Source organism: Nitrosomonas marina (assembly GCF_900110145.1).
Taxonomy (GTDB): Bacteria; Pseudomonadota; Gammaproteobacteria; order Burkholderiales; family Nitrosomonadaceae; genus Nitrosomonas; species Nitrosomonas marina.
On record NZ_FOCP01000005.1, the window covers coordinates 92,913 to 112,650 of the forward strand.

At 47.7% G+C, this 19,738-nt stretch carries 20 protein-coding genes, 1 other RNA gene, 1 pseudogene and 1 riboswitch; of the genes and pseudogenes, 11 read left to right on the forward strand and 11 right to left on the reverse strand.

Annotated elements, in window-relative coordinates; all coding sequences use genetic code 11:
- Positions 1–234 precede the first annotated feature (234 nt).
- The 3 genes from rnpB to BMX44_RS05015 form a co-directional block, all read right to left on the reverse strand.
- An RNA gene (rnpB, locus tag BMX44_RS05005) (RNase P RNA component class A) lies at positions 235–533 on the reverse strand.
- A gap of 158 nt (positions 534–691) precedes the next feature.
- Positions 692–2,002 carry a TolC family outer membrane protein gene (locus BMX44_RS05010; RefSeq protein ID WP_090628883.1) on the reverse strand — a complete coding sequence of 437 codons (1,311 nt, stop codon included), beginning with the start codon at positions 2,000–2,002 and terminating at the stop codon, positions 692–694.
- 112 nt (positions 2,003–2,114) lie between these two features.
- Complete coding sequence (locus BMX44_RS05015; protein WP_090628886.1) at positions 2,115–2,792, reverse strand: protein-L-isoaspartate O-methyltransferase family protein; 678 nt, start codon at positions 2,790–2,792, stop codon at positions 2,115–2,117.
- Positions 2,793–2,852: 60 nt separating this feature from the next.
- Positions 2,853–2,958: riboswitch (TPP riboswitch) on the forward strand.
- Between the two features lie 32 nt (positions 2,959–2,990).
- On the opposite strand from BMX44_RS05015, the gene thiC reads away from it, so the two are divergent.
- Both thiC and BMX44_RS05025 read left to right on the forward strand, forming a co-directional pair.
- Positions 2,991–4,886, forward strand: coding sequence for a phosphomethylpyrimidine synthase ThiC (gene thiC / locus BMX44_RS05020; RefSeq protein WP_090628889.1), 1,896 nt, complete (start codon positions 2,991–2,993; stop codon positions 4,884–4,886).
- A gap of 16 nt (positions 4,887–4,902) precedes the next feature.
- The gene (locus tag BMX44_RS05025) at positions 4,903–5,730 is read left to right on the forward strand and encodes an undecaprenyl-diphosphate phosphatase (RefSeq protein ID WP_090628892.1); all 828 of its coding nucleotides are present in this window, start codon (positions 4,903–4,905) and stop codon (positions 5,728–5,730) included.
- 142 nt (positions 5,731–5,872) lie between these two features.
- Here the strand turns inward: BMX44_RS05025 and BMX44_RS16495 are convergent, their stop codons facing one another.
- Positions 5,873–6,235, reverse strand: a complete 363-nt coding sequence (locus BMX44_RS16495) for a DnaJ-like cysteine-rich domain-containing protein (protein WP_143056890.1) — start codon at positions 6,233–6,235, stop codon at positions 5,873–5,875.
- 183 nt (positions 6,236–6,418) lie between these two features.
- Between BMX44_RS16495 and BMX44_RS05030 the strand changes: the two genes are divergently transcribed.
- From BMX44_RS05030 to BMX44_RS05050, 5 genes are read left to right on the forward strand one after another with little or no spacing between them, the layout of a single operon-like run.
- Positions 6,419–6,826: a transposase gene (locus BMX44_RS05030; protein WP_090628894.1), complete on the forward strand. Its 408-nt coding sequence runs from the start codon at positions 6,419–6,421 to the stop codon at positions 6,824–6,826.
- Between the two features lie 53 nt (positions 6,827–6,879).
- On the forward strand, positions 6,880–7,110 hold the full coding sequence (locus tag BMX44_RS05035; protein WP_090628897.1) for a transposase: 231 nt from the start codon (positions 6,880–6,882) through the stop codon (positions 7,108–7,110).
- Between the two features lie 21 nt (positions 7,111–7,131).
- The gene (locus tag BMX44_RS05040) at positions 7,132–7,428 is read left to right on the forward strand and encodes a transposase (protein WP_090628899.1); all 297 of its coding nucleotides are present in this window, start codon (positions 7,132–7,134) and stop codon (positions 7,426–7,428) included.
- 24 nt (positions 7,429–7,452) lie between these two features.
- Positions 7,453–7,650, forward strand: a complete 198-nt coding sequence (locus BMX44_RS05045) for a hypothetical protein (protein WP_090628902.1) — start codon at positions 7,453–7,455, stop codon at positions 7,648–7,650.
- 33 nt (positions 7,651–7,683) lie between these two features.
- On the forward strand, positions 7,684–8,703 hold the full coding sequence (locus tag BMX44_RS05050; protein WP_090628904.1) for a PEP-CTERM sorting domain-containing protein: 1,020 nt from the start codon (positions 7,684–7,686) through the stop codon (positions 8,701–8,703).
- Positions 8,704–9,081: 378 nt separating this feature from the next.
- Here the strand turns inward: BMX44_RS05050 and BMX44_RS17530 are convergent.
- Positions 9,082–9,228, reverse strand: a pseudogene (locus tag BMX44_RS17530) (IS3 family transposase); the annotation flags it as partial.
- Between the two features lie 216 nt (positions 9,229–9,444).
- On the reverse strand, positions 9,445–9,726 hold the full coding sequence (locus BMX44_RS05065; protein WP_177167675.1) for a transposase: 282 nt from the start codon (positions 9,724–9,726) through the stop codon (positions 9,445–9,447).
- A gap of 437 nt (positions 9,727–10,163) precedes the next feature.
- Between BMX44_RS05065 and BMX44_RS05070 the strand changes: the two genes are divergently transcribed.
- Entirely contained in the window at positions 10,164–10,832 is a 669-nt protein-coding gene (locus BMX44_RS05070) for a PEP-CTERM sorting domain-containing protein (RefSeq protein ID WP_090628917.1), read from the forward strand.
- Positions 10,833–11,094: 262 nt separating this feature from the next.
- Here BMX44_RS05070 and BMX44_RS05075 read toward each other — a convergent pair whose 3' ends face one another.
- Together BMX44_RS05075 and BMX44_RS05080 are read right to left on the reverse strand one after the other, a co-directional pair.
- Positions 11,095–13,440, reverse strand: coding sequence for an SLC13 family permease (locus BMX44_RS05075; protein ID WP_090628920.1), 2,346 nt, complete (start codon positions 13,438–13,440; stop codon positions 11,095–11,097).
- A 132-nt stretch (positions 13,441–13,572) separates the two neighbouring features.
- Positions 13,573–14,373 carry a DNRLRE domain-containing protein gene (locus tag BMX44_RS05080; RefSeq protein ID WP_090628923.1) on the reverse strand — a complete coding sequence of 267 codons (801 nt, stop codon included), beginning with the start codon at positions 14,371–14,373 and terminating at the stop codon, positions 13,573–13,575.
- A 422-nt stretch (positions 14,374–14,795) separates the two neighbouring features.
- Between BMX44_RS05080 and BMX44_RS05085 the strand changes: the two genes are divergently transcribed.
- From BMX44_RS05085 to BMX44_RS05095, 3 genes are all read left to right on the forward strand, one after another.
- The gene (locus BMX44_RS05085; protein WP_090628925.1) at positions 14,796–15,290 is read left to right on the forward strand and encodes a YbhB/YbcL family Raf kinase inhibitor-like protein; all 495 of its coding nucleotides are present in this window, start codon (positions 14,796–14,798) and stop codon (positions 15,288–15,290) included.
- The gene (locus tag BMX44_RS05090; protein WP_090628929.1) at positions 15,235–16,221 is read left to right on the forward strand and encodes a diacylglycerol/lipid kinase family protein; all 987 of its coding nucleotides are present in this window, start codon (positions 15,235–15,237) and stop codon (positions 16,219–16,221) included. Before BMX44_RS05085 ends, BMX44_RS05090 begins: the two co-directional genes overlap by 56 nt.
- Positions 16,222–16,470: 249 nt before the next feature.
- Positions 16,471–17,307, forward strand: a complete 837-nt coding sequence (locus BMX44_RS05095) for a metallophosphoesterase family protein (RefSeq protein ID WP_090628932.1) — start codon at positions 16,471–16,473, stop codon at positions 17,305–17,307.
- A gap of 150 nt (positions 17,308–17,457) precedes the next feature.
- Here BMX44_RS05095 and BMX44_RS05100 read toward each other — a convergent pair whose 3' ends face one another.
- The 3 genes from BMX44_RS05100 to sucD form a co-directional block, all read right to left on the reverse strand.
- The gene (locus BMX44_RS05100) at positions 17,458–17,958 is read right to left on the reverse strand and encodes a hypothetical protein (RefSeq protein ID WP_090628935.1); all 501 of its coding nucleotides are present in this window, start codon (positions 17,956–17,958) and stop codon (positions 17,458–17,460) included.
- A 276-nt stretch (positions 17,959–18,234) separates the two neighbouring features.
- On the reverse strand, positions 18,235–18,774 hold the full coding sequence (locus BMX44_RS05105; protein WP_177167676.1) for a histidine phosphatase family protein: 540 nt from the start codon (positions 18,772–18,774) through the stop codon (positions 18,235–18,237).
- A 69-nt stretch (positions 18,775–18,843) separates the two neighbouring features.
- Positions 18,844–19,731 carry a succinate--CoA ligase subunit alpha gene (gene sucD / locus BMX44_RS05110; RefSeq protein WP_090628941.1) on the reverse strand — a complete coding sequence of 296 codons (888 nt, stop codon included), beginning with the start codon at positions 19,729–19,731 and terminating at the stop codon, positions 18,844–18,846.
- Between the last annotated feature and the right edge of the window lie 7 nt (positions 19,732–19,738).

The window sequence follows — 19,738 nt, forward strand, 5'->3', positions numbered from 1 at the left end:
CTCCATAATTGATTTGCACAATACATGCTGATGCAAGAATTTACTCCGCTTTCTTGTCTATTTCAAGTAATATAGGATGCGTCCTTAGTGGAATGAATTTCATGCATTTTTAAAGGATATTCAAATCCTGGAAAGGCCTGTTACACATTTAGGCCGCCTTTCCTGTGGCGACAGGGAGAATACAACCACAGGAAAAATCGTGAATCACACTGAAAACGTATTAATAATACGTAGCAGGAAAGCTGGCCGATAAGCCGGATTCTGTCGTGGACAGTCATTCATCTAGATGCATGATTACCCATGCATTCAAGCAACCTACCCGCAGGCTCCGCGAGCAACCTCATCGCCTGCCTATTTGGTTTTGCTCCGGATGGAGGTTACCGCGTTTCACCGTAACTCAATACGCTCGTCTCTGTGGCCCTATTCCTCGCCTCACGGCGGTCGGCTGTTAGCCGACATCCCGCTCTATGGAGTCCGGACTTTCCTCTTCCCGCTGATTTGAAACAGCGGACAGCGACTGTCTGGCCAGCTTTGGCGGCATTTTATCATTATTCAGACTACCGCGAATCATTTCACTGAACGAATTGTTTTTATACCAATAAACGCATAACTTACAGCCGTAAGTGCGCATTTGTATCGATATCTTAAGCGACGACTGTTTGTAGTCGATAGTAATGCTGTTCTAAACAGGCTAGTTGCCTTGAAGCATTGTATTTATCTGCTGAAGCACTTCCTCATCGAGCTCACCCGCTTCAGCACTCAGCCGCAATCTTGACATCAGATAACCGTGATAGGCTTTTGCAAGGTCGCGCCGCGCTGAATAGAACTGTTGTTGTGCGTTCAGTACGTCCACTTCTGTTCGAACACCGACCTCCTGCCCGAGCATGGTGGAATCAAGTTGTGTCTGGCTAGAGACAAGCGCCTGTTTCAACGCCTTGACCTGAGCAATTCCGTTGGTAACATTGAGGTATTGCTGGCGGACCTGCAGCATCATGTCGCGACGGGTATTTTCCAGATCGTGCTGTGCTTTTTCCTGGTTGGCGATCGCTTCACGAACCCGTGACTGTGTACCGAATCCCTGAAACAGCGGCAAATTCAGTTGCAACCCGATTGACTTAGAAGTCAGATCGATACCGCGGCCGGTTATCGCGCCGCCCACGCCGGTCTGATCACTGTACTGAGCAACGAGATCGACCGTCGGATAATGTTGCGCCCAGGCTTTTTTGACTTCCTTGTTAGCCAGGTCGTATGCAGCCTGCTGGATTTTTATCATGTAATTCTGTGCTTCGGCAGCCGCGACCCATTCATCCATACTGATATATGGCAAGCTAAGCAGCTCGGTCGATATTTCATGCGCACTGGCAAGCTGTCCAGGGAAACGGTTAATAATGCTTTGCAATGCACGCTTGCTGATTTCAAGTGCGTTACGGGCAGCAATTTCCTGTGACAGGGTCAAATCAAAACGTGCCTGTGCTTCGTTGGTATCGACAATGGTTGCGACGCCGACTTCAAAATTGCGCTGGGCCTGTTCGAGCTGCTTGAGTATAGCTGTCTTTTGCGCTTCAGCGACTTCAACGTCGGTTTGTGCGTCAAGCACATTGAAATACGCCTGGGCGACACGCAGGATTAAATCCTGTGCCGCGAGAACAAATTGCGATTCGGCCTGCGACACCTGGGTTTTGGATTGCGAATAAATAATGAAATTTTCAAAACGGATAAGTGGCTGCGTCGCCGAAATAACAATTCCACGGTTCTGGATCGTGACCGGAGGGCCCAGCGTAGTATCGACTTCCTGTGTCTGACGCGTTGCCGATAAATTGACACTGGGCAGCAACCCTGCCCGTCCCTGGGCTATTTTTTCCTGTGCCGCCTGATAATCTGCGCGAGCGGACTGATATTGCGCGTCTTTTTCCAATGCCTCCTGATAAATTTCCATCAGATTAGCAGCCCACGACGCCGAACTGCTGGCTGCGCCAATAAGAAAAATCAGTAAAAATAACATTATACGTAACATACCTGTTGTCAAAACCAGCAACCTGTTTGCAAAGAATTAATAGAAGTGGATATTGTGATGTTCCGTAAAACGTGTAATGACTGAAACTGATATGCGGGTATCAAAAGGTAAACCTGCTTGCCTGTTCCGCATTGATCAGTGCGGCCGTGCTGGTTTCGAATAACGTATTAACTGTAAATTCTCCTGGTGCTATACAAGTAATCAGTTTTGCTTCCATAATCGGGTCCTCCCCGATGATGGCAAACAGGCGACCGCCCGTATTCAGGCTGTTTTTGAAACTGTCAGGCAATACCGGCGTGGAAGCTGTAATTACAATGACATCGTAGGGTTCGTGTTTGGACCAGCCGTGTGCAGCATCACCCTGTTCAATCGTCACATTGGTGATACTATGCGCCCTCAAATTCGCCACAGCCATCTGTTTCAGCTCCGGGATAATTTCAACGCTATATACATGGTTGCCAAGTTGCGCCAGTAGTGCCGCCATATAACCGCTGCCAGTACCAACTTCGAGAATTTTGTCCGTTTTATTAATATGCAGTTCCTGTAAAATACGTGCTTCCATTTTTGGTGCGAGCATGACCTGCCCATGGCCCAGCGGAATTTCCATATCGACAAAGGCCGCGTGACGATAAGCAGTCGGCACAAATTCTTCTCGACGCACTTTATACAATAAATCAAGAACTTCATCATCCAGGACAGACCAAGGGCGGATTTGCTGGACGACCATGTTATAACGTGAATGTTCTAGAGGCTGTTCAGGATTCAATTCAATGTTCATATGTTTTCTTTTTAAAAAAATAATATACTTGCAATTATTTCATATTTCTATTAGCTTCACAGCATCAGCTAGGGGTCCATTTCCTGAACACAGGAAATATTGGTGAGAAAGTCCCTTATTACCTGACGCGGATAATGCCGCCGTAGGGAAGCTGGAGCCCGTCCTCCCGCTCTTTATGGCATTTTAAGGAGCATCTTAATGAGTATTACAGTTCTAAATCAAAAAAATTTTTCCAGTGCCACGGCCACTGTCGACGAAGCTGCCGTGAAACCGTTGCCGAACTCCCGCAAAATCTATGTGCAGGGCCCGCGCCCTGATATACAGGTACCCATGCGCGAAATCCGGCAGACTGAAACCATGGCCAGCAGTGGCGCCGAGAAAAACCCGCCGATCTGGGTTTACGATACGTCCGGCCCGTATACCGATCCGGCTGCCCGGATTGATATTCGTTCCGGACTGCCGGCGCTGCGTGATCGCTGGATCGAGGAGCGCGGCGATACCGAATTCCTGCACGGACTCAGTTCGTCCTATGGCCGCGCACGATTGCAGGACCCCAAGCTGGCCGATATGCGGTTTGACCTGCAACGCCAGCCGCGTCGTGCCAAGGCGCAAAAGAATGTAACACAAATGCACTATGCACGGCAGGGTATTATTACACCAGAAATGGAATTTATCGCTATACGCGAGAACCAGCGACACGAAGCTTTCAGTGCCGAGAATCATCATCTGTTGACGCAGCAGCACGCCGGACAACATTTTGGTGCGATTTTACCCAGGAAAATCACACCTGAATTCGTGCGTGATGAAGTGGCCCGCGGCCGTGCCATCATTCCGGCAAATATTAACCATCCGGAATCGGAACCGATGATCATCGGACGAAATTTTCTGGTAAAAATCAACGCCAATATCGGTAATTCGGCCCTTGGTTCCAGCATACAGGAAGAAGTCGAGAAAATGACCTGGGCGATCCGCTGGGGTGGAGATACCGTGATGGATTTATCCACTGGAAAAAACATCCATGAAACACGTGAATGGATTATCCGCAACAGTCCGGTGCCGATCGGCACGGTTCCGATTTATCAGGCGTTGGAGAAAGTCGACGGCAAGGCGGAAGAACTGACCTGGGAGATATTCCGCGACACCTTGATTGAACAGGCCGAGCAGGGTGTTGATTACTTCACTATCCATGCTGGCGTCCGCCTCGCCTATGTGCCGATGACCGCAAAGCGTATGACAGGTATCGTCTCGCGCGGCGGCTCAATCATGGCGAAATGGTGCCTTGCACATCACGAGGAAAGCTTTCTGTACACACACTTCGAGGAAATTTGCGAAATCATGAAAGCGTATGATGTCAGCTTTTCACTGGGTGACGGCCTTCGCCCGGGTTCGATATACGACGCTAACGACGAGGCGCAGTTTGCCGAATTGAAAACTCTCGGTGAATTAACCAAAGTTGCCTGGAAGCATGATGTACAGACCATGATCGAAGGTCCCGGTCATGTCCCGATGCACCTGATCAAGGAGAATATGGACCTGCAGCTGGAGCATTGCGATGAAGCGCCTTTTTATACCCTTGGACCATTGACGACCGATATCGCACCGGGTTACGACCATATCACCTCGGCCATCGGTGCTGCGATGATCGGCTGGTACGGTACTGCAATGCTGTGTTATGTCACACCGAAAGAGCATCTCGGCCTGCCGGACAAAGATGACGTCAAGGATGGCATTATCACCTATAAAATCGCCGCGCATGCCGCCGATCTCGCCAAGGGTCATCCGGGTGCGCAGATTCGTGACAACGCGCTGTCCAAAGCGCGCTTTGAATTCCGCTGGGAAGACCAGTTCAATCTGAGTCTCGATCCCGATAAAGCAATGCAGTTTCATGACGAGACCCTGCCGCAGGAAGGCGCCAAAGTCGCGCATTTCTGCTCGATGTGCGGGCCGCATTTCTGTTCGATGAAAATCACGCAGGACGTGCGTGATTATGCTGCCAGGCAGGGCGTCAGCGAAGATGAAGCAATCAAACAGGGTATGGATGAAAAGGCCGCAGAATTTAAAAAAGCGGGCGCAGAAATTTACAACAAATTATAAATAACCTGGGGCCCGCATGGATCCGGTCTTACTGTTTAAAGCGTTAATCCTCGGAATTGTTGAGGGGTTAACAGAATTTTTGCCGGTTTCATCTACCGGCCATTTAATCCTTGTCGGTGATTTACTGGATTTTAATGAGGACCGCGAAAAGGTTTTCATGATCGCAATCCAACTCGGCGCGATTCTGGCAGTCTGCTGGGAATACCGCCGAAAAATCGCTGATGTCATATCAGGCATAGGCTCGGAGAAATCGGCGCAGCGTTTTGTGTTGAATCTGCTCATCGCGTTCATGCCTGCGGCCGTGCTGGGCCTGCTGTTTATCGACATCATCAAACAGTATCTGTTTAACCCGTTGTCCGTGGCCACAGCGCTGGTAGTCGGCGGCATTGTGATTTTATGGGCAGAGCGGCGCGATCACCAGATTGAAGTCGAGCAAATCGACAACATGGACTGGAAACATGCGCTCAAAGTCGGCTGTGCACAATGCCTGGCGCTGATTCCAGGTACTTCCCGCTCTGGCGCAACAATCATCGGCGGCCTGCTGTTCGGACTGTCGCGCAAACTAGCTGCAGAATTCTCCTTTTTCCTGGCCATTCCCGTCATGTTCGCCGCGACGTTCTACGATGTCTATAAAAACCGCGCCATCCTGGAATTTAACGATGTAGGCATGTTTTCCATCGGTTTCATCGCTGCATTTTTCAGTGCTTTGATCGCTGTACGCGGTTTACTACGCTTTATCAGCAATCACGATTTCACGGTATTTGCATATTACCGGATCGTTTTTGGGTGCATCATATTGCTGACGGCTTATACAGGGGTTGTGGGTTGGTCGGAGTTTGGGTGAATTTAATGCAACAGTGGATAGTATGTTAATCGTGTATCTTGTAGTACTCTGATAAAAAACAAATACAGGCACACACAAATTCATGGTACTAGGTTCTATCACGTTCCATTGCGTTACAAAACTTCTGTAAACGCGTCGGGCACTATCGGTATCCTTTTCCACTGCAACCACGACATTTAACATATCCTGATTCGTTGCAAATGGGGCAACGCTCGCGGGTATTCGGTCGTTGGTTATAAAACCAACCGCGCCCATCGCACTGTACACATTTACGCTTTCCTGTACCACCACATGCTGTGCAAGCTGCAGTATTTACCCGTGTATCCTTTGACGACTCCACACTGCTGGAGGTACGTCGCAAGGATTCCAATTCAGCGCTCATCCTGCGCTCCCGTTCATAAAGTTCTCGGTACCGGTCTGTAATCTCGCGCAATTCCTCTTCAACTATCCTTCTTGCTTCTTCAACGGTAATATTCTTATTGCCCTTTGCGTCCTTGTTCGCCATTACCAACCTCCAATGCCATCCAGTTGAATATGGCAAAAAGTTATGCAATATCATAGCATTAATCCTTGATTGCCCATTAGAAAAATTTCCTATGGAAACCAATAGAATACGTTGTTAAAAATATGACTATTTCACTAAATTGTGATTGTTTGATTGAGCGTGATTTTTTTACAGGCGAGACTCATGGGTCTTGAGTTTCGATTTATTGACAAAGAGTTCACTGCGTGGGCTGGAATGGGGTTGATGAAGCGGATGCATGACCGTATTGATTTTAGTTCTGCTTTGGAAGCTTGCGAATTACCACGTCAGAAGAGTAATCGCCGTTATTCGCCGAATCAGTTGATAGTGCAATTCATGGTATCGGTATGGTGTGGCGCGAACCGATTCGAACATTCAGAGGTTACCCGCCATGATCCTGTGCTTCAGAAATTGTTTGGATTTGATCGCATGGTGAACTTCAAAGCGATCACGCGACTGTTCCGGAAGTTCGATCAGGCAACTACGACGCCGGTATCTGGCCGTTTGTATCGCTGGTTTTTGGGCAACCTTAATATCGATCATTTAATGCCGGATCTGGACTCGACAGTGTGACACGTTATGAACGGCAAGAAGGCTAGCCGGGGCGTAATTCACACCATCCGTTGATGGCATTTGTTGCGGATGCGCGCATCATAGCGAATCTATGGTTGCACCCTGGTAACAGCCATAATGCCAATAACGCGTTAGCCTTTTTGGATGACAGCCTGGACAGGCTGGGCGGCAAACGGGTGGCATTACTTCGGGCTGACAGCGGTTTTAGCGGCCAGGCCTTTCTAAATGACCTGGATCGGCGCGATATGCATTATCTGATTGCATTGTGGCTGAATCAACCTTAACAAAGCGCATTGATTACTGAGATGGATCAGCCAGTTGCAGCACTCCGGCGTTCATATCGAAGTCGTGTTGATTGTGCGAATCACATCAAGAAACTGAAATATGACTTTGGCGGAGATTGCTTCAATCTCAAAGATTTCCGGGCAACCGAAGCAGCTTTGCTAACGGTTATGCAGGCCTACAACCTGATGGGTTTATTCCGTCCGGGTGTGCAGAGAAATGATGCTGTCTCGGGAAAACCCAACGTACGGCAAACACGCAAAATACTGCGGTACAAACTGTTTGCCAGAGCAGGTTACATTACAAAAGACGGCCGCTAAAAGATTAGCGGACTGGCTGTTGCCATGCGTCAACGTGAATGGTTTGACGGGCTATGGGATAAATCTAAAATGAGAATCGAAAAAAAATCAGGCTGCAAGGCACCCGATAATCGTTTGCATGTCGATGTTTTTTACATTCCTATTGATGGTTTATTAGTATTAGAGCTCAATTTTCCTACAGATCAGCATGTTATTTTAGATGGCATATATATTGCTATATAAACATATGTCAATAACATTTCTGCAGGAGGATATATGAGAAACAAGCTTTTCATGGCTATTTTTCTACTTTTAGTTTCTATTGGAATACACGGCAAAGCGTTTGCAATAGCTTTTGGTACTGATTTTGCCGGAAAATATACAGACCTGGACCTTGGTTCCGTACCAGGTCTACCCACTTCATATGGGGGACTTACTTTCAAGCCCGGTGATCCAAACACTATTTGGATAGGCGGCAACGCAAACACAGCTAACGGGCGAATTTACGAAATTGGTGTAACGCGTAATGCGACTAATCACATAACAGGATTTTCTGGCACTGCGACCTCAATAGGGAATGTAGGTGAATACAATGACGGAGGCGTAACAGTTGGACCTGGCGGTGTATTGTTTACATCCCGTTGGCCGGTCAATGAACTCGGGCAAACCAAACCTGGAGACACGGACGAGAGTAAAATTATTGACTTAGCTGCACTAGGTGTAGCAGGTTCCCACGCCGCCATTAATTTTGTACCTGCTGGATTTGATGGGGCGGGTCAGATGAAACTTGTTTCTTGGTCTGGAGGGCAATGGTACACAGGTAATTTTAGCCAAGATGGCTCCGGTACCTTTGATTTACTCTCTGTAACGCAAGAGACTACTATTGGTGGTGGCCCTGAAGGTTTTGTTTATATTGACGGAATTAATTTAGGTTTTACAGTTGACAGCTTACTGGTTGCGGAATGGTCAGCAGGCAATGTTGCAGCTTATGCTATCGATAGCAATGGAGATCCAATCGTATCATCTCGTAGAGATTTCATTACTGGACTTTCAGGTGCTGAAGGTGCTGCAATTGATCCGCTAACCGGTGATTTTCTGTTTTCGACTTTTGGCGGAGGTAATCATGTAGTAGCAATACAAGGTTTTGTTCCCCCACCGCCACCACCCAATCCTGGGGTTGTTCCCGAGCCAGCTACGTTACTCTTGTTATGTATTGGTCTTGCAGGCGTAATATTTCGCGTTAAGAGGGACCGGTCTTCATCCCGCCTCTTTTATCAGCGCGCCGAGGCGAGTTAATACTTTTATAAAGCGCTTAATGATCTGGCCAAGCAGCATATGCAGCTACTTGGCCGTTGATGGCCTCACGCCATGAAATTCCGACCAAACCCGGCGTCAGGTCTTGCAATGCAACATTTTTTTTACCTGTTTTGTCTTCTTATTGTTTTTACAGTGCACGGCGTGAATGCATGAGCATTTACGCCTGCAGGTGCAACCTGAATGACGCTAATGTGGTAAAAACTGATGCAGCAATGCTGCAAAGGCATCTGCTCAATCAAAGCAATACATTTGACTGGCATGCTATCAAAGATAGTGGGCTCCAATTTTTGGACAGGTGGCTTAGGAGTTACCCACCCAACAATCAACCCGTTTTTGGCAGTTTGATGGACTCATAATAGACCACACCTGATTGGCTCGGTTGATATTCAGGTTTCGCAACAGATATGGATAAATCTTGTGGTACGGATGTGCCTTCGAAATCTTTGGGCCGGGATGAATCGCCTGTATGCCCATGAGACGCATGAGGCGTTGTACATATTTTCGACCTGTTTCGTACCAATGCATCGACAATACGTCGCGAACCAAGAAAAGGTTTATCCATGTGAATCCGGTCAATCAGGCGCATTACTACCTGGTCTTCTTCGGATGCTTGTTGTGGTTGATAGTAACTACTCGATCTTGCCACCTTCAATAATTCACAACGGCGTGTCCTGGGCAGCTGATGTGCTTTCTGAACCATATCTTTTCTCCGTGCCCGATCTAGCGACCGAGCACTTTGGATAAAAAATCATTCTCCATGGTCAACTGACCAATTTTCGCTTGTAAAGATTGAATTTCGGATTCCCTGTCCGGCGTCAGCCCCTTGCCTGATGCAAATACTTCGCTGCTCTGTTCAATCAATTGTTTCTTCCACTTCACGATAAGATTACTGTTGATGCCATACTGCTGAGACAGCTCAGTCAGCGTCTTATCGCCTTTAATCGCCGCCAGTGCTACTTTCGATTTGAATTCCGGTGAATGATTTCTGCGTTTCTTGCTCATTTTCTGTATCCCTCTTTTATGATGGAAAATAATCATACAGAAAATAACTCCTTAACTTACCCTTTCAGGTGTCCAAGTAACAGGGTCCACTTCTTAGTGGATTAATTCTGCTAAATGTTCATCTTCCCAAGTCATCCGATCAAACATAACCATTGAATCCAAGATACTTCCATAATATATAGGAAATAAAGATAATATTAATGCACAGATTTGACCCTTACCTCCCTGGTATTTTCGGGGGGATTACCGGTGAGTAAAATTTCATATTGAAACATTTTTGTCGAAATTTTTTACACTTGTGTGGGCTTCAACCATATTGTTTTTACCGATAATAAATATTTTGTTTTTTATCAGTGAGTTGAAGTGCGATGGAATGAATTTTGCTTTATTATTAAATATCACCATTATCATTATTGACCACGAAGGAGGCGCTTGTTATGTTTACCCTGCAGAAAATGATTCGCAAGGCTTTTTCTATCGTTATACCCACGGTATTATTTTTTTCAGTTTCTGTTCATGCCAGCATTATCAGCGTCACGGAAACTGGCGGCCCCAGCAGCATGGGTACCAATGCTGCTGTCATAGGTGCACCTGCGAATGCACTGGACGACATTGTTTTCAATACGGGCATGCAAGGGTTTAATGAAGCGCAAGGTGTTTTCACCAGTATCGCACACGGCATAGATGGCGGCGGGACGGTGTCCGCCGGTTCATATGTCAATAGCCATATGATTTTCCTCAATTCTCAGGGAACCGCGTTGCTGACTCATACCGGTGTGCAATGGACTTTTGATGGCAATATTATCGGCGTAATGTCAGACTCTGGAGGCTTGCTCGAAGCAGCTTCCACAGCTGAACTTGGCAATCCTCTGACCAATTACACCGCCACTTTCGGCGGCAGCGGACCAGCAGCGCCATTCCCTGCTCGCGGAATGGAAGGTGGCGACAGCTATTCCGTCAGCGGCAACACGATTACAGTCAACATGAGAGTCACCGAACCCGGCGACTGGATTCGCGTTATCACAGTCCCTGAGCCAGGCATGCTTGCGCTGATGGGCCTTGCACTTGTGGCATTCGGACTAACGCGGCGAAGCGCAAAGCTATAAACATGTAACTACTGTAATGAAGAACATAGATTCCAAAACACGTACGGCTTTATTATGCTAATACGTGTTTTGTGATCTACACTACGTCGTCAAACCACTTAGTTTTCCTGCTTTCCAGTAAAGTATCCTGCCATCAATTCCGCTGTTGAATTCTATATCAGTTATTTTCACAGTTTCACAGACCTCGCAATGGTTCGGTATCCATCACGCTGCAAACAAACGAAAACAGGTTTTACAGCGCACCTTGTAAAGGTGTTAATTGCTACAGTGGCCAGAATATCGGCAACAATAGAGCTGTCACTGTAAAAACCACGAGTGTCAGCGGAATACCGAGTTTCAGATAATCCGTAAATCGATACCCGCCAGGGCCCATTATCAGCGTGTTAGCTGGATGCGAGACAGGGCTGGCAAGGCTGGTCGCAGCGATGGCGACTGTCATCATAACTGTGTGCGGCGAAATACCGAGTTCCCCGCTAATTGTCAACGCAATTGGCGCCATGATCAATACCAGCGCTACAGCAGGCAGAACCAGTGCTCCCAGTGCGGTAACAACGTATAATCCGACAATCACAGGCCAAGGCCCCCAGGAACCGAATAAATGCAATACACCATTGGCCACGTATGCTGCGGCACCGCTTTGCTGCATCGCAGCGCCCAGGGGCAGCATACCGGCAATCAGAAAAATAGCGCGCCAGTCAATTGCGCGGTGAGCTTGCTCTATGCTAAGACAGCCGGTAATAATCATTAATGTCGCAGCTGCCACTGCCGCTGTATAAATGGGCATAAACCCGGTGAGCACCGATACAATAACCATCAGCATCAAAGTCGCAGCCAGTGGCGCCCTGCGAGTATCTATCGGTTCGGTATAAACAGGATTGAGAAGAATCAGGTCCTCATAATCATTGAGTCTGGCAAGATTGGCTTTTGGACCCAAAAAAAGCAAACCATCACCCGGCTCAAGTTTCATGGTGCCCAGGCCTGTGCGGTATGGACGACCGCCACGCCAGATAGCGGCTACCTTTATCTGATACCGCTCGTCAAACTGCAGCTCTTCCACCTGCTTTCCAACAAGCTTCCCGTGTGGATGCAACGTAGCTTCAATCAGATCAAGTTCGCCCTGTTCGAACACGCTCAGATACGGTGATACATCATGCAATCGCTCCAGTTGCTGCAAACCACGCAACACATCCAGATCGGATTCTCTTCCCTGAATTAACAACAGGTCGCCTGCCTGTATATATTCTTCTGAAGCGGGCGACTCTAACACTTCGCCTTTACGAAACAACGCCAGTAAACGAAAGTCGAATGCATCTCCAAGCCTGTTTTCTGCAAGCGTGGTTCCGATCAGAGGGGCTTCATCAGGTACATGCAGGACAAACAATCGTTCATCAAGTTGGTATTTCTCATGCATATCAGCATATGTAACCGGTTTTATTTGTGTAAACGCCGCTGCTTCACCTAGTTTTTCCAGTGCTTGCGGTGAGCCCTGTACCAGTAAGCGATCCCCGGCGGCAATCACCATTTCGGCAAGACGTGTTCGGCGAATCAGATTTTCCCGCCGGATTGCCATTACATTGACTCCGAAACGTTCGCGAAAAATACGATGACGCAACGGTTCGCCAATCAATGGCGCATTCTCGGCCACCACCAGTTCACTGAGTTGAACGTTGGCCAGCAAACGTTCATATAATACGGGCGCTTCCCGCTCAATCGTAAGCGTACTCCAGCTGCGCAGCTGCTCGAAGCGATCGAATCTGCCTTGTGCGAGTAAAATGTCTCCCGATCGCAATACGGTACCCGGCCTTGGCAGTACAATAGGCCGGTCTGCACGCGTAACGGCAATAATCATTAACTCGGCAACAGATGCAAGGCCGGATTCGGCGATTGTCTTGCCGGCCAGAATCGAGTCTGCAAACACCCGTAACGCAAAAATACGCTCCTGCAGTCCATACTCGGCACGCAAATCACGTTGACTTCGCGCGGTGCGCAACGTATCAGCTTTCGGTAACAAATGGCGTCCCGCCAGCGCGACAAAAATGGTTCCGGCAAGCAGTATGGGAACACCGATAAATGCAAAATCGAAAAAGCGAAAACTTTCTTCACCGGCTTCCTGCAGTGCAATGCTGGCCAGCAGGTTCGGCGGCGTGCCAATAAGCGTCATCAGACCACCTAGCAGCGTTCCATAGGCCAGTGGCATCAGAAGTCGCGACGGTGCTACACCGGTCCGCCGTGCAACATCGACGACCACCGGCAACATTAATGCCGCCACCCCTATGTTATTCATGAATGCCGACAGCACACCCGCGACAATCATGAAAATCACAATCATGCGCACCTCGCTATGTCCAGCCACCCGCAATACCTGTCGACCGATCTGATCCGCAATGCCAACACGTGCGAGACCTTCGCTAACAACAAACATCGCCCAAACAGTGATTACCGCCGGATTACTGAAACCGCTGATTGCCTCTGCTGGAGATACCAAACCCAGTATTGCCAGGCTGGACATTACTATTAATGCCACAACATCCACACGCACCCATTCAGTAATGAACAGAACCAGGCAAATAAACAGAATAGTTAATACCAGTATGCCTTCCAGTGCCATGCGCTCAACCCCTCTGCAATATTGTGGTTAATTATAATGAGAAATGCTCAGGAGTTGCAGAAGCACTGGCTAATTTGCATTCAGTGCATAAGTAGCACAGTTGTGCTGATTTTTTACTTACAACGCGAAATACTAGCCCGGTACTGCCAGGGTAACAACCAGCTCGAAACGGCTGATACCAAGATCACAGAAATAACCGCCTTCATCCGTTGCATTGTAAAATTCAAGAACGCGTGCGTTGTCTGGTGTAATGACAAAACCATAATTCGACCGAACACCGCGCACCCACTCACTGACGGTGTTGGTCACATCCAATTGTCGCCAACTGCTTCTTAACGTATCGAATGGCCCGGAATCCGGGCGGGATGGCGTGGAAGAAATCGGCAGGCGAGCACCGCTCGGCAAACCGGCCCTGAAAATACCGGCGTCCCAGGATTCAGTTGCTTGTCCCAGCTGCATGACGGTACATTGTTCGCGGTTGCCGCGCGATCGTGGCGGATCGAACGGACCAAAATCACCATAAACATTGAGCTCTGCAGACAAAACCGCTGCACCCGGCGGAAATGCCGACAAATCAAATTTGACTGCGGTCTGGTAAGTTTCGAAAATCCGTAAATGACAGGATTCTCCGCGGGTAACCGCCACTTCATAACCGGTCAGATTGTTTATATCGAAATCCGGCCTGGTGCTGTCATACTGACGCACAAATTCATCCCAGAGATATAACCGCGTTCCGCGGCGGTCAAGATGAAAAGGAGAACAGATCCCAAACGTATCATGATGATTCTCGATGAAAATGCTGGCTGTTCTCTCCGCTTCGAGCGTCAATGTCTGTTCGTTCAATGGCCGCAAATTTGCACATCCATAAACCATTGTAATTAAAAGAATAATCAGTAAATAATGGCTAAGCAGGCAATGTTTCAGTCGTTGCATATTACTGTCCTCCGATTAATTCCCACAACAATACAATAATCTATTCTGCCGTTATCATACTGTATTCAGTAACTACTGATTTATAATCCTGTCGAGAACGGTTTCGTAAGCACCGACTATGTGCAGCAGTAAGAAAGAAAAGGTTAAAACTACAAGAACAGCAAAACCCTGTTGTCACATTGGTTTAAGAAGCTGCTGTGTTGGTAAATAAGTGAAAATTTTCATCAACTATTATAATTTCTTACAACTGCCGGTGCCTGATTATCATACGCAGCAAAGTCCGGGAAATACGTAACGACATGCTAAAAAAATTTGCTTTTTTTTGAGAAAATTTTATACAGTTAATTTTGCCAGTAAAATAAGCATCTGCATCTTGCACATGTAACCGGTACAACGCATACAACGGCAAATAGAGGGAAACAATGACTACTGTCGCATTAACCGTGTTTACACTGCTGTCCACGTCCTTTTCACATATAGGTCAGATGCCTGTCAGACTGACTTGCGACGGCGATAATATCTCACCGGCGCTGCTTTGGACTGGTATTCCTGAAGGGACTAAAAGTCTGGTATTGATTGTTGATGACCCTGATGCACCCGATCCGGAGGCTCCTAAAATGACGTGGGTACACTGGACGCTTTATAATATCCCGCCGGATAGTGAGGGCCTGCCGGAAGGAATTTCTATAGAAAACCTGCCGGGTGGAACACTTCAAGGACTAAATGACTGGAAACGTCCCGGCTACGGTGGTCCATGCCCGCCAATCGGCACCCACCGCTATTTTCATAAGTTATATGCACTAAACACAGTTTTACCGGATTTGAACCACCCGACCAAGGCCGAGCTCGAAGCGGCCATGCATGACCATATCATCGCCCAGGCAACGCTTATCGGTCATTATCGCCGCAACCCGTAACTGTTTACCGGCAAAAATCATTATGACAGCAGAACCCTTACTAATTCTTGTCAACCGAAAGGCAGGTACAGCAAAAAAAATGGGACATACGCGTTTGCTCGAGACGCTGGAGAGGGTTAATAGATCTGTTCAACTGCACTGGCTTGATCCTGCAGATCTGTCAGCTTATATTCAACAGTTGGTCGACGATGGTAATATTAATGAACTTGCTGTCGGCGGTGGAGATGGAACAATCAACCACACCATCCAGCACTTGGTCGGCACGAATATTGTGCTGTTTCCTCTGCCTCTGGGTACGATGAATCATTTTGTCAAGGATCTGGATCTCCCCGTGCGTCTGGAGGAATTTCTACCACTATTGAATAGCAATCGACGAAGCCGGCAGATAGACGTTGGTTGCGTGAATAGCCAGTATTTTCTGAATAATGTTTCCCTTGGGATGTATCCCCGTGTCGTAAGATATCGCGGTGTTGTACGATTTTCACAGCGATTCCCAAAATTGATTGCCACAGCTTACGCTTTGACTAAAGTGTTGCTGCGCCATCAATCCAGGCGCTCATTTACCTGGCGCACAGACAAGGGCGACGATATCAGCTCTCCCGTCTTTCTGATTGCGAATAATCGCTACAAATTTGATATAACTTCATTGGTTCACCGTGAACGACTGGACGAAGGACACCTGATGATCATAGCGCCCACTGACGTCAGATTGCCAACTTTGCTGGAAGCAATATTGTATGCCTGGACGGACCGTGTTGAATACGCCAGCCGCCTCGACGTCCGCGCGGTAAAAGACATTATCATCAACGTAGATTCGGATTCAACCCATGCGGTTATCGATGGAGAGTTGACCCGGCTGGACACCCCCATAAAACTCCATCTAAAAAAAGCGGCGCTGCGCGTAGTAGATTCACTGGATACAGACAATTAGGCGGATTTTACACCCGGCTCTCGATACTAACCGAGAGCTTATTAATCCTCACTATTTTGTTAGAAAATCAAGACATGCTATTTAAACGGGTCTCGACTTGGAGCCGATTGAACGCCATGCGGCTATAAATGTTCCAGCCTATGTGCTATAAACATGACACTGAAATTAACCTTGGTTAAAGGCAAGGGATTCAGCCATCCTCGAATGAGACACAAATGTAAACAGATTGACGCATCTTTCTGAGAATCGATGACAAAAATTCTTCATTTATCAGATCTGCATTTTGGAAAGCATTTTTTACCCGCAGTGAGTCAGGTTGTTTTGGCGCAGATTAAGGCGTTGTCGCCCGACGTCATCGTAATCAGCGGGGACCTTACGCATCGCGCCAAGCCAGATGAATTTGCAGCAGCACAGCAATTTCTGCGATGCCTGCCACCAACGCCTCGTGTTGTCGTTCCCGGAAATCATGACATACCGCTTTACCGCATCTGGGAACGCATGCTGAGTCCGTATGCACTATACCAGCACTATATCGCCGATACACTGGATTCCCGATTGAATGTTAAGGATGCAATTATCGTTGGTCTGGATTCTACCGCACCGTACCGGGCCATCAAGAACGGCCGGTTAAACCGGAAACAGTTGCAATTCTGTGAACAGACCTTCACAGAAGCATCAGAAAATCAATTCAAGGTGGTTGTCATGCATCACCATCTGGTTCCGGCGCCAACATTTGAACGTACGCGACCAATGCCGCAAGCAAAGCGTACACTGGAGGCATTCACGCGTATGCGAGTCGATTTAGTACTGGCAGGACATCTGCATCGCGCCTATGTAGGCCACTCACTTGACGTCTATGCTGGAGAAAATCGTGACCACGGTATCATTATTGTTCAATGCGGCACGACAACTTCCTGCCGGGGTCGCGGTCTCGAGCGGGAAAAAAACTCCTTTAATCTGATTACGCTCTCAGCCACGACCATTCTCGTCGAACATTATCATTATCACGAGCACGACGCTGTATTTGAACCTGTAAGCCAGCATAGCTTCAAACGCTGGTCATCAGACAGTTCTATCACAGTCTAACTGCCACAAACAAGGACAGTCTCCATCGTCTGCCTGTTGAATATCAACCTGCCCGTTTTGAATTCTGGTATCACGCATGCCACAACTTTTGTAATAAACCGCCGGCATTCAGCCGGCGGCACCTCTACTTATAGAGCTGCTACTCAGGAATTATTTGTACTGCTGCTGCGCATCCAGTTCTTCCAATGCCTTGTCAAACCCCTCCAGGTCGAATTCACTTTGTAGGTTGCGCAGTGCCTTCATGTATTCATTGACGCGATATTTTTGACTCAATTCCTTCACTTGTTCCGCCAAATATGGGTCCAGTATTTCAAGAATACTCAAATCCCAAGGTGGGCAACTCAAACATACCGGTGGTACAGGCCAGCGGGGTTTCCATTCAGGAATAATCAGCTCCGGCAGTCGTACTAGAACAGGAACACAGCTAGATGCATTAAGAATGGTAAAGCCTGACGCGATATAATCGCTGATGACATCACTTTTTCGGATTTCACAAGCATGGAAAGAGGGTGCCGTGATATTGGTCTGGTCGACCACGCCAGCTTTCTCGGCTGTCACAATCGCACTGTACAAAGCAGAACCGGCCGTCGCATTATGCATATATAACATAATCAGCAAGCCAAAAATACCTTTTATCGTCGCATATTTCATGACTGACTCCTTTTGTCTTAGTAACCATGGAATATCCGGCAGAATTATCGAATAAAGAAACCCATTACCTGCCGGACTGATTACTAATCTAGCCAATCCATACTCAATGATCTGTGGTAAATCTCACATAACTTTTGCAATTATGACGGTTCGCGTAAACCAGGAATAAAAAAATTGTGTGTAAGAAGCCAAGCTAAATGAGCCCGTTCAGCTAAATAATGGAACAGAATATATTGCACGGATGCTTTGCTGACAATGTAACTGTCTCGAAATCTTTCATTTGACGAATTCAAAATGCCTGATTTCACAATTGCCCACATGAATATCCCTGAGCTTTTGGTCTTCTATACCACCTTCAAAATAAGCGATAAAAACACGTAATGTTTCTTCATGCGCGACGATCAGCAGCGCTTTATCCCGCTGGGTTCTCAGCCATTCTAAAAACTTTAAAACGCGATTTTTATGATCCAGCAGGGATTCGCCTCCATTTACCCGCTTTTGCAAAGGATCGTCAGCAATTGCCTTAAAATAATCCGATACTGGCCGGCTATCAAAACCCGAGCGAATATCATTCAGACCATCATGCGTTACGATAGGCGCGTCATGATAACGATTTACAATCTCTGCAGTTTGACGTGTACGGGGAAGCGGCGATACGATTATGCGATCAAGTACGATGCTACGAAGCGCCAGCGCAGCCGATTGCGCCTGCGCTATACCTTGCGGGGTCAAAAAAACCTTCTGGCAGGGATCATCGTTACAGAGGCCCAGGTCGTTGAAGTTAGTGCGTCCGTGACGCATGCAATAGATATCCAAGCTTTACCTGAAGCGGGGATCCGACAAGAACGAATACCCCACCAAAACTACACAATACAAAACGAACAATTACAGTTTAGCCATTACCTCGGCAACTGTTTGTCCCATAAGAGAAGGCGTAGGGCATATGGTGACGCCTAATTCCTTGAGGATGGCTACTTTCTCGGCCGCACTTTCGCCTGCAGAAGAAATGATTGCCCCTGCATGGCCCATACGGCGCCCTTCCGGCGCAGTCAGTCCTGCAATATACGCTACCAGAGGTTTGGTCATGTTCTCTTTAAAGAAAATACCGGCATCCACTTCCATCGGGCCACCGATTTCACCAATCATGAGAGCAACCTTGGTTTCAGGATCCTTTTCCAGTTTTTCCAACACATCCAGATGCGAGCTGCCAATAATCGGATCGCCGCCAATACCGACAGAAGTAGAAATACCGATTCCGAGTAAACGCATCTGATCGGCGGCTTCATATCCTAAAGTGCCTGATCGCCCCACAACGCCGACATTTCCGCGTGTATAAATATGCCCCGGCATGATCCCCAGCATGGAGCGGCCGGGACTGATTGTTCCTGCGCAATTCGGGCCTGTCAGCATCATACGTTCTTTTCTGGGAAACCGGCGCAGGAAATTCTTAACAGTCATCATATCCTGAGTAGGAATGCCATCAGTTATTGCAACGCAGTAACGTATACCGGCATCCGCTGCTTCCATGATGGAATCCGCTGCAAAAGCCGGCGGTACAAATACGATACTTGCTTCAGCGCCGACCTGTTGTACCGCCTCCTTGACGGTATTAAATACCGGCAAACCCAGATGCGTCTGGCCGCCTTTACCAGGCGTCACGCCACCGACGACATTGGAACCATATTCAATCATTTCCTGGGCATGAAATGTGCCGATTTTTCCAGTAAAACCCTGAACTATAATGCGTGTATTTTCGTCTATTAATATCGTCAATTTGTGC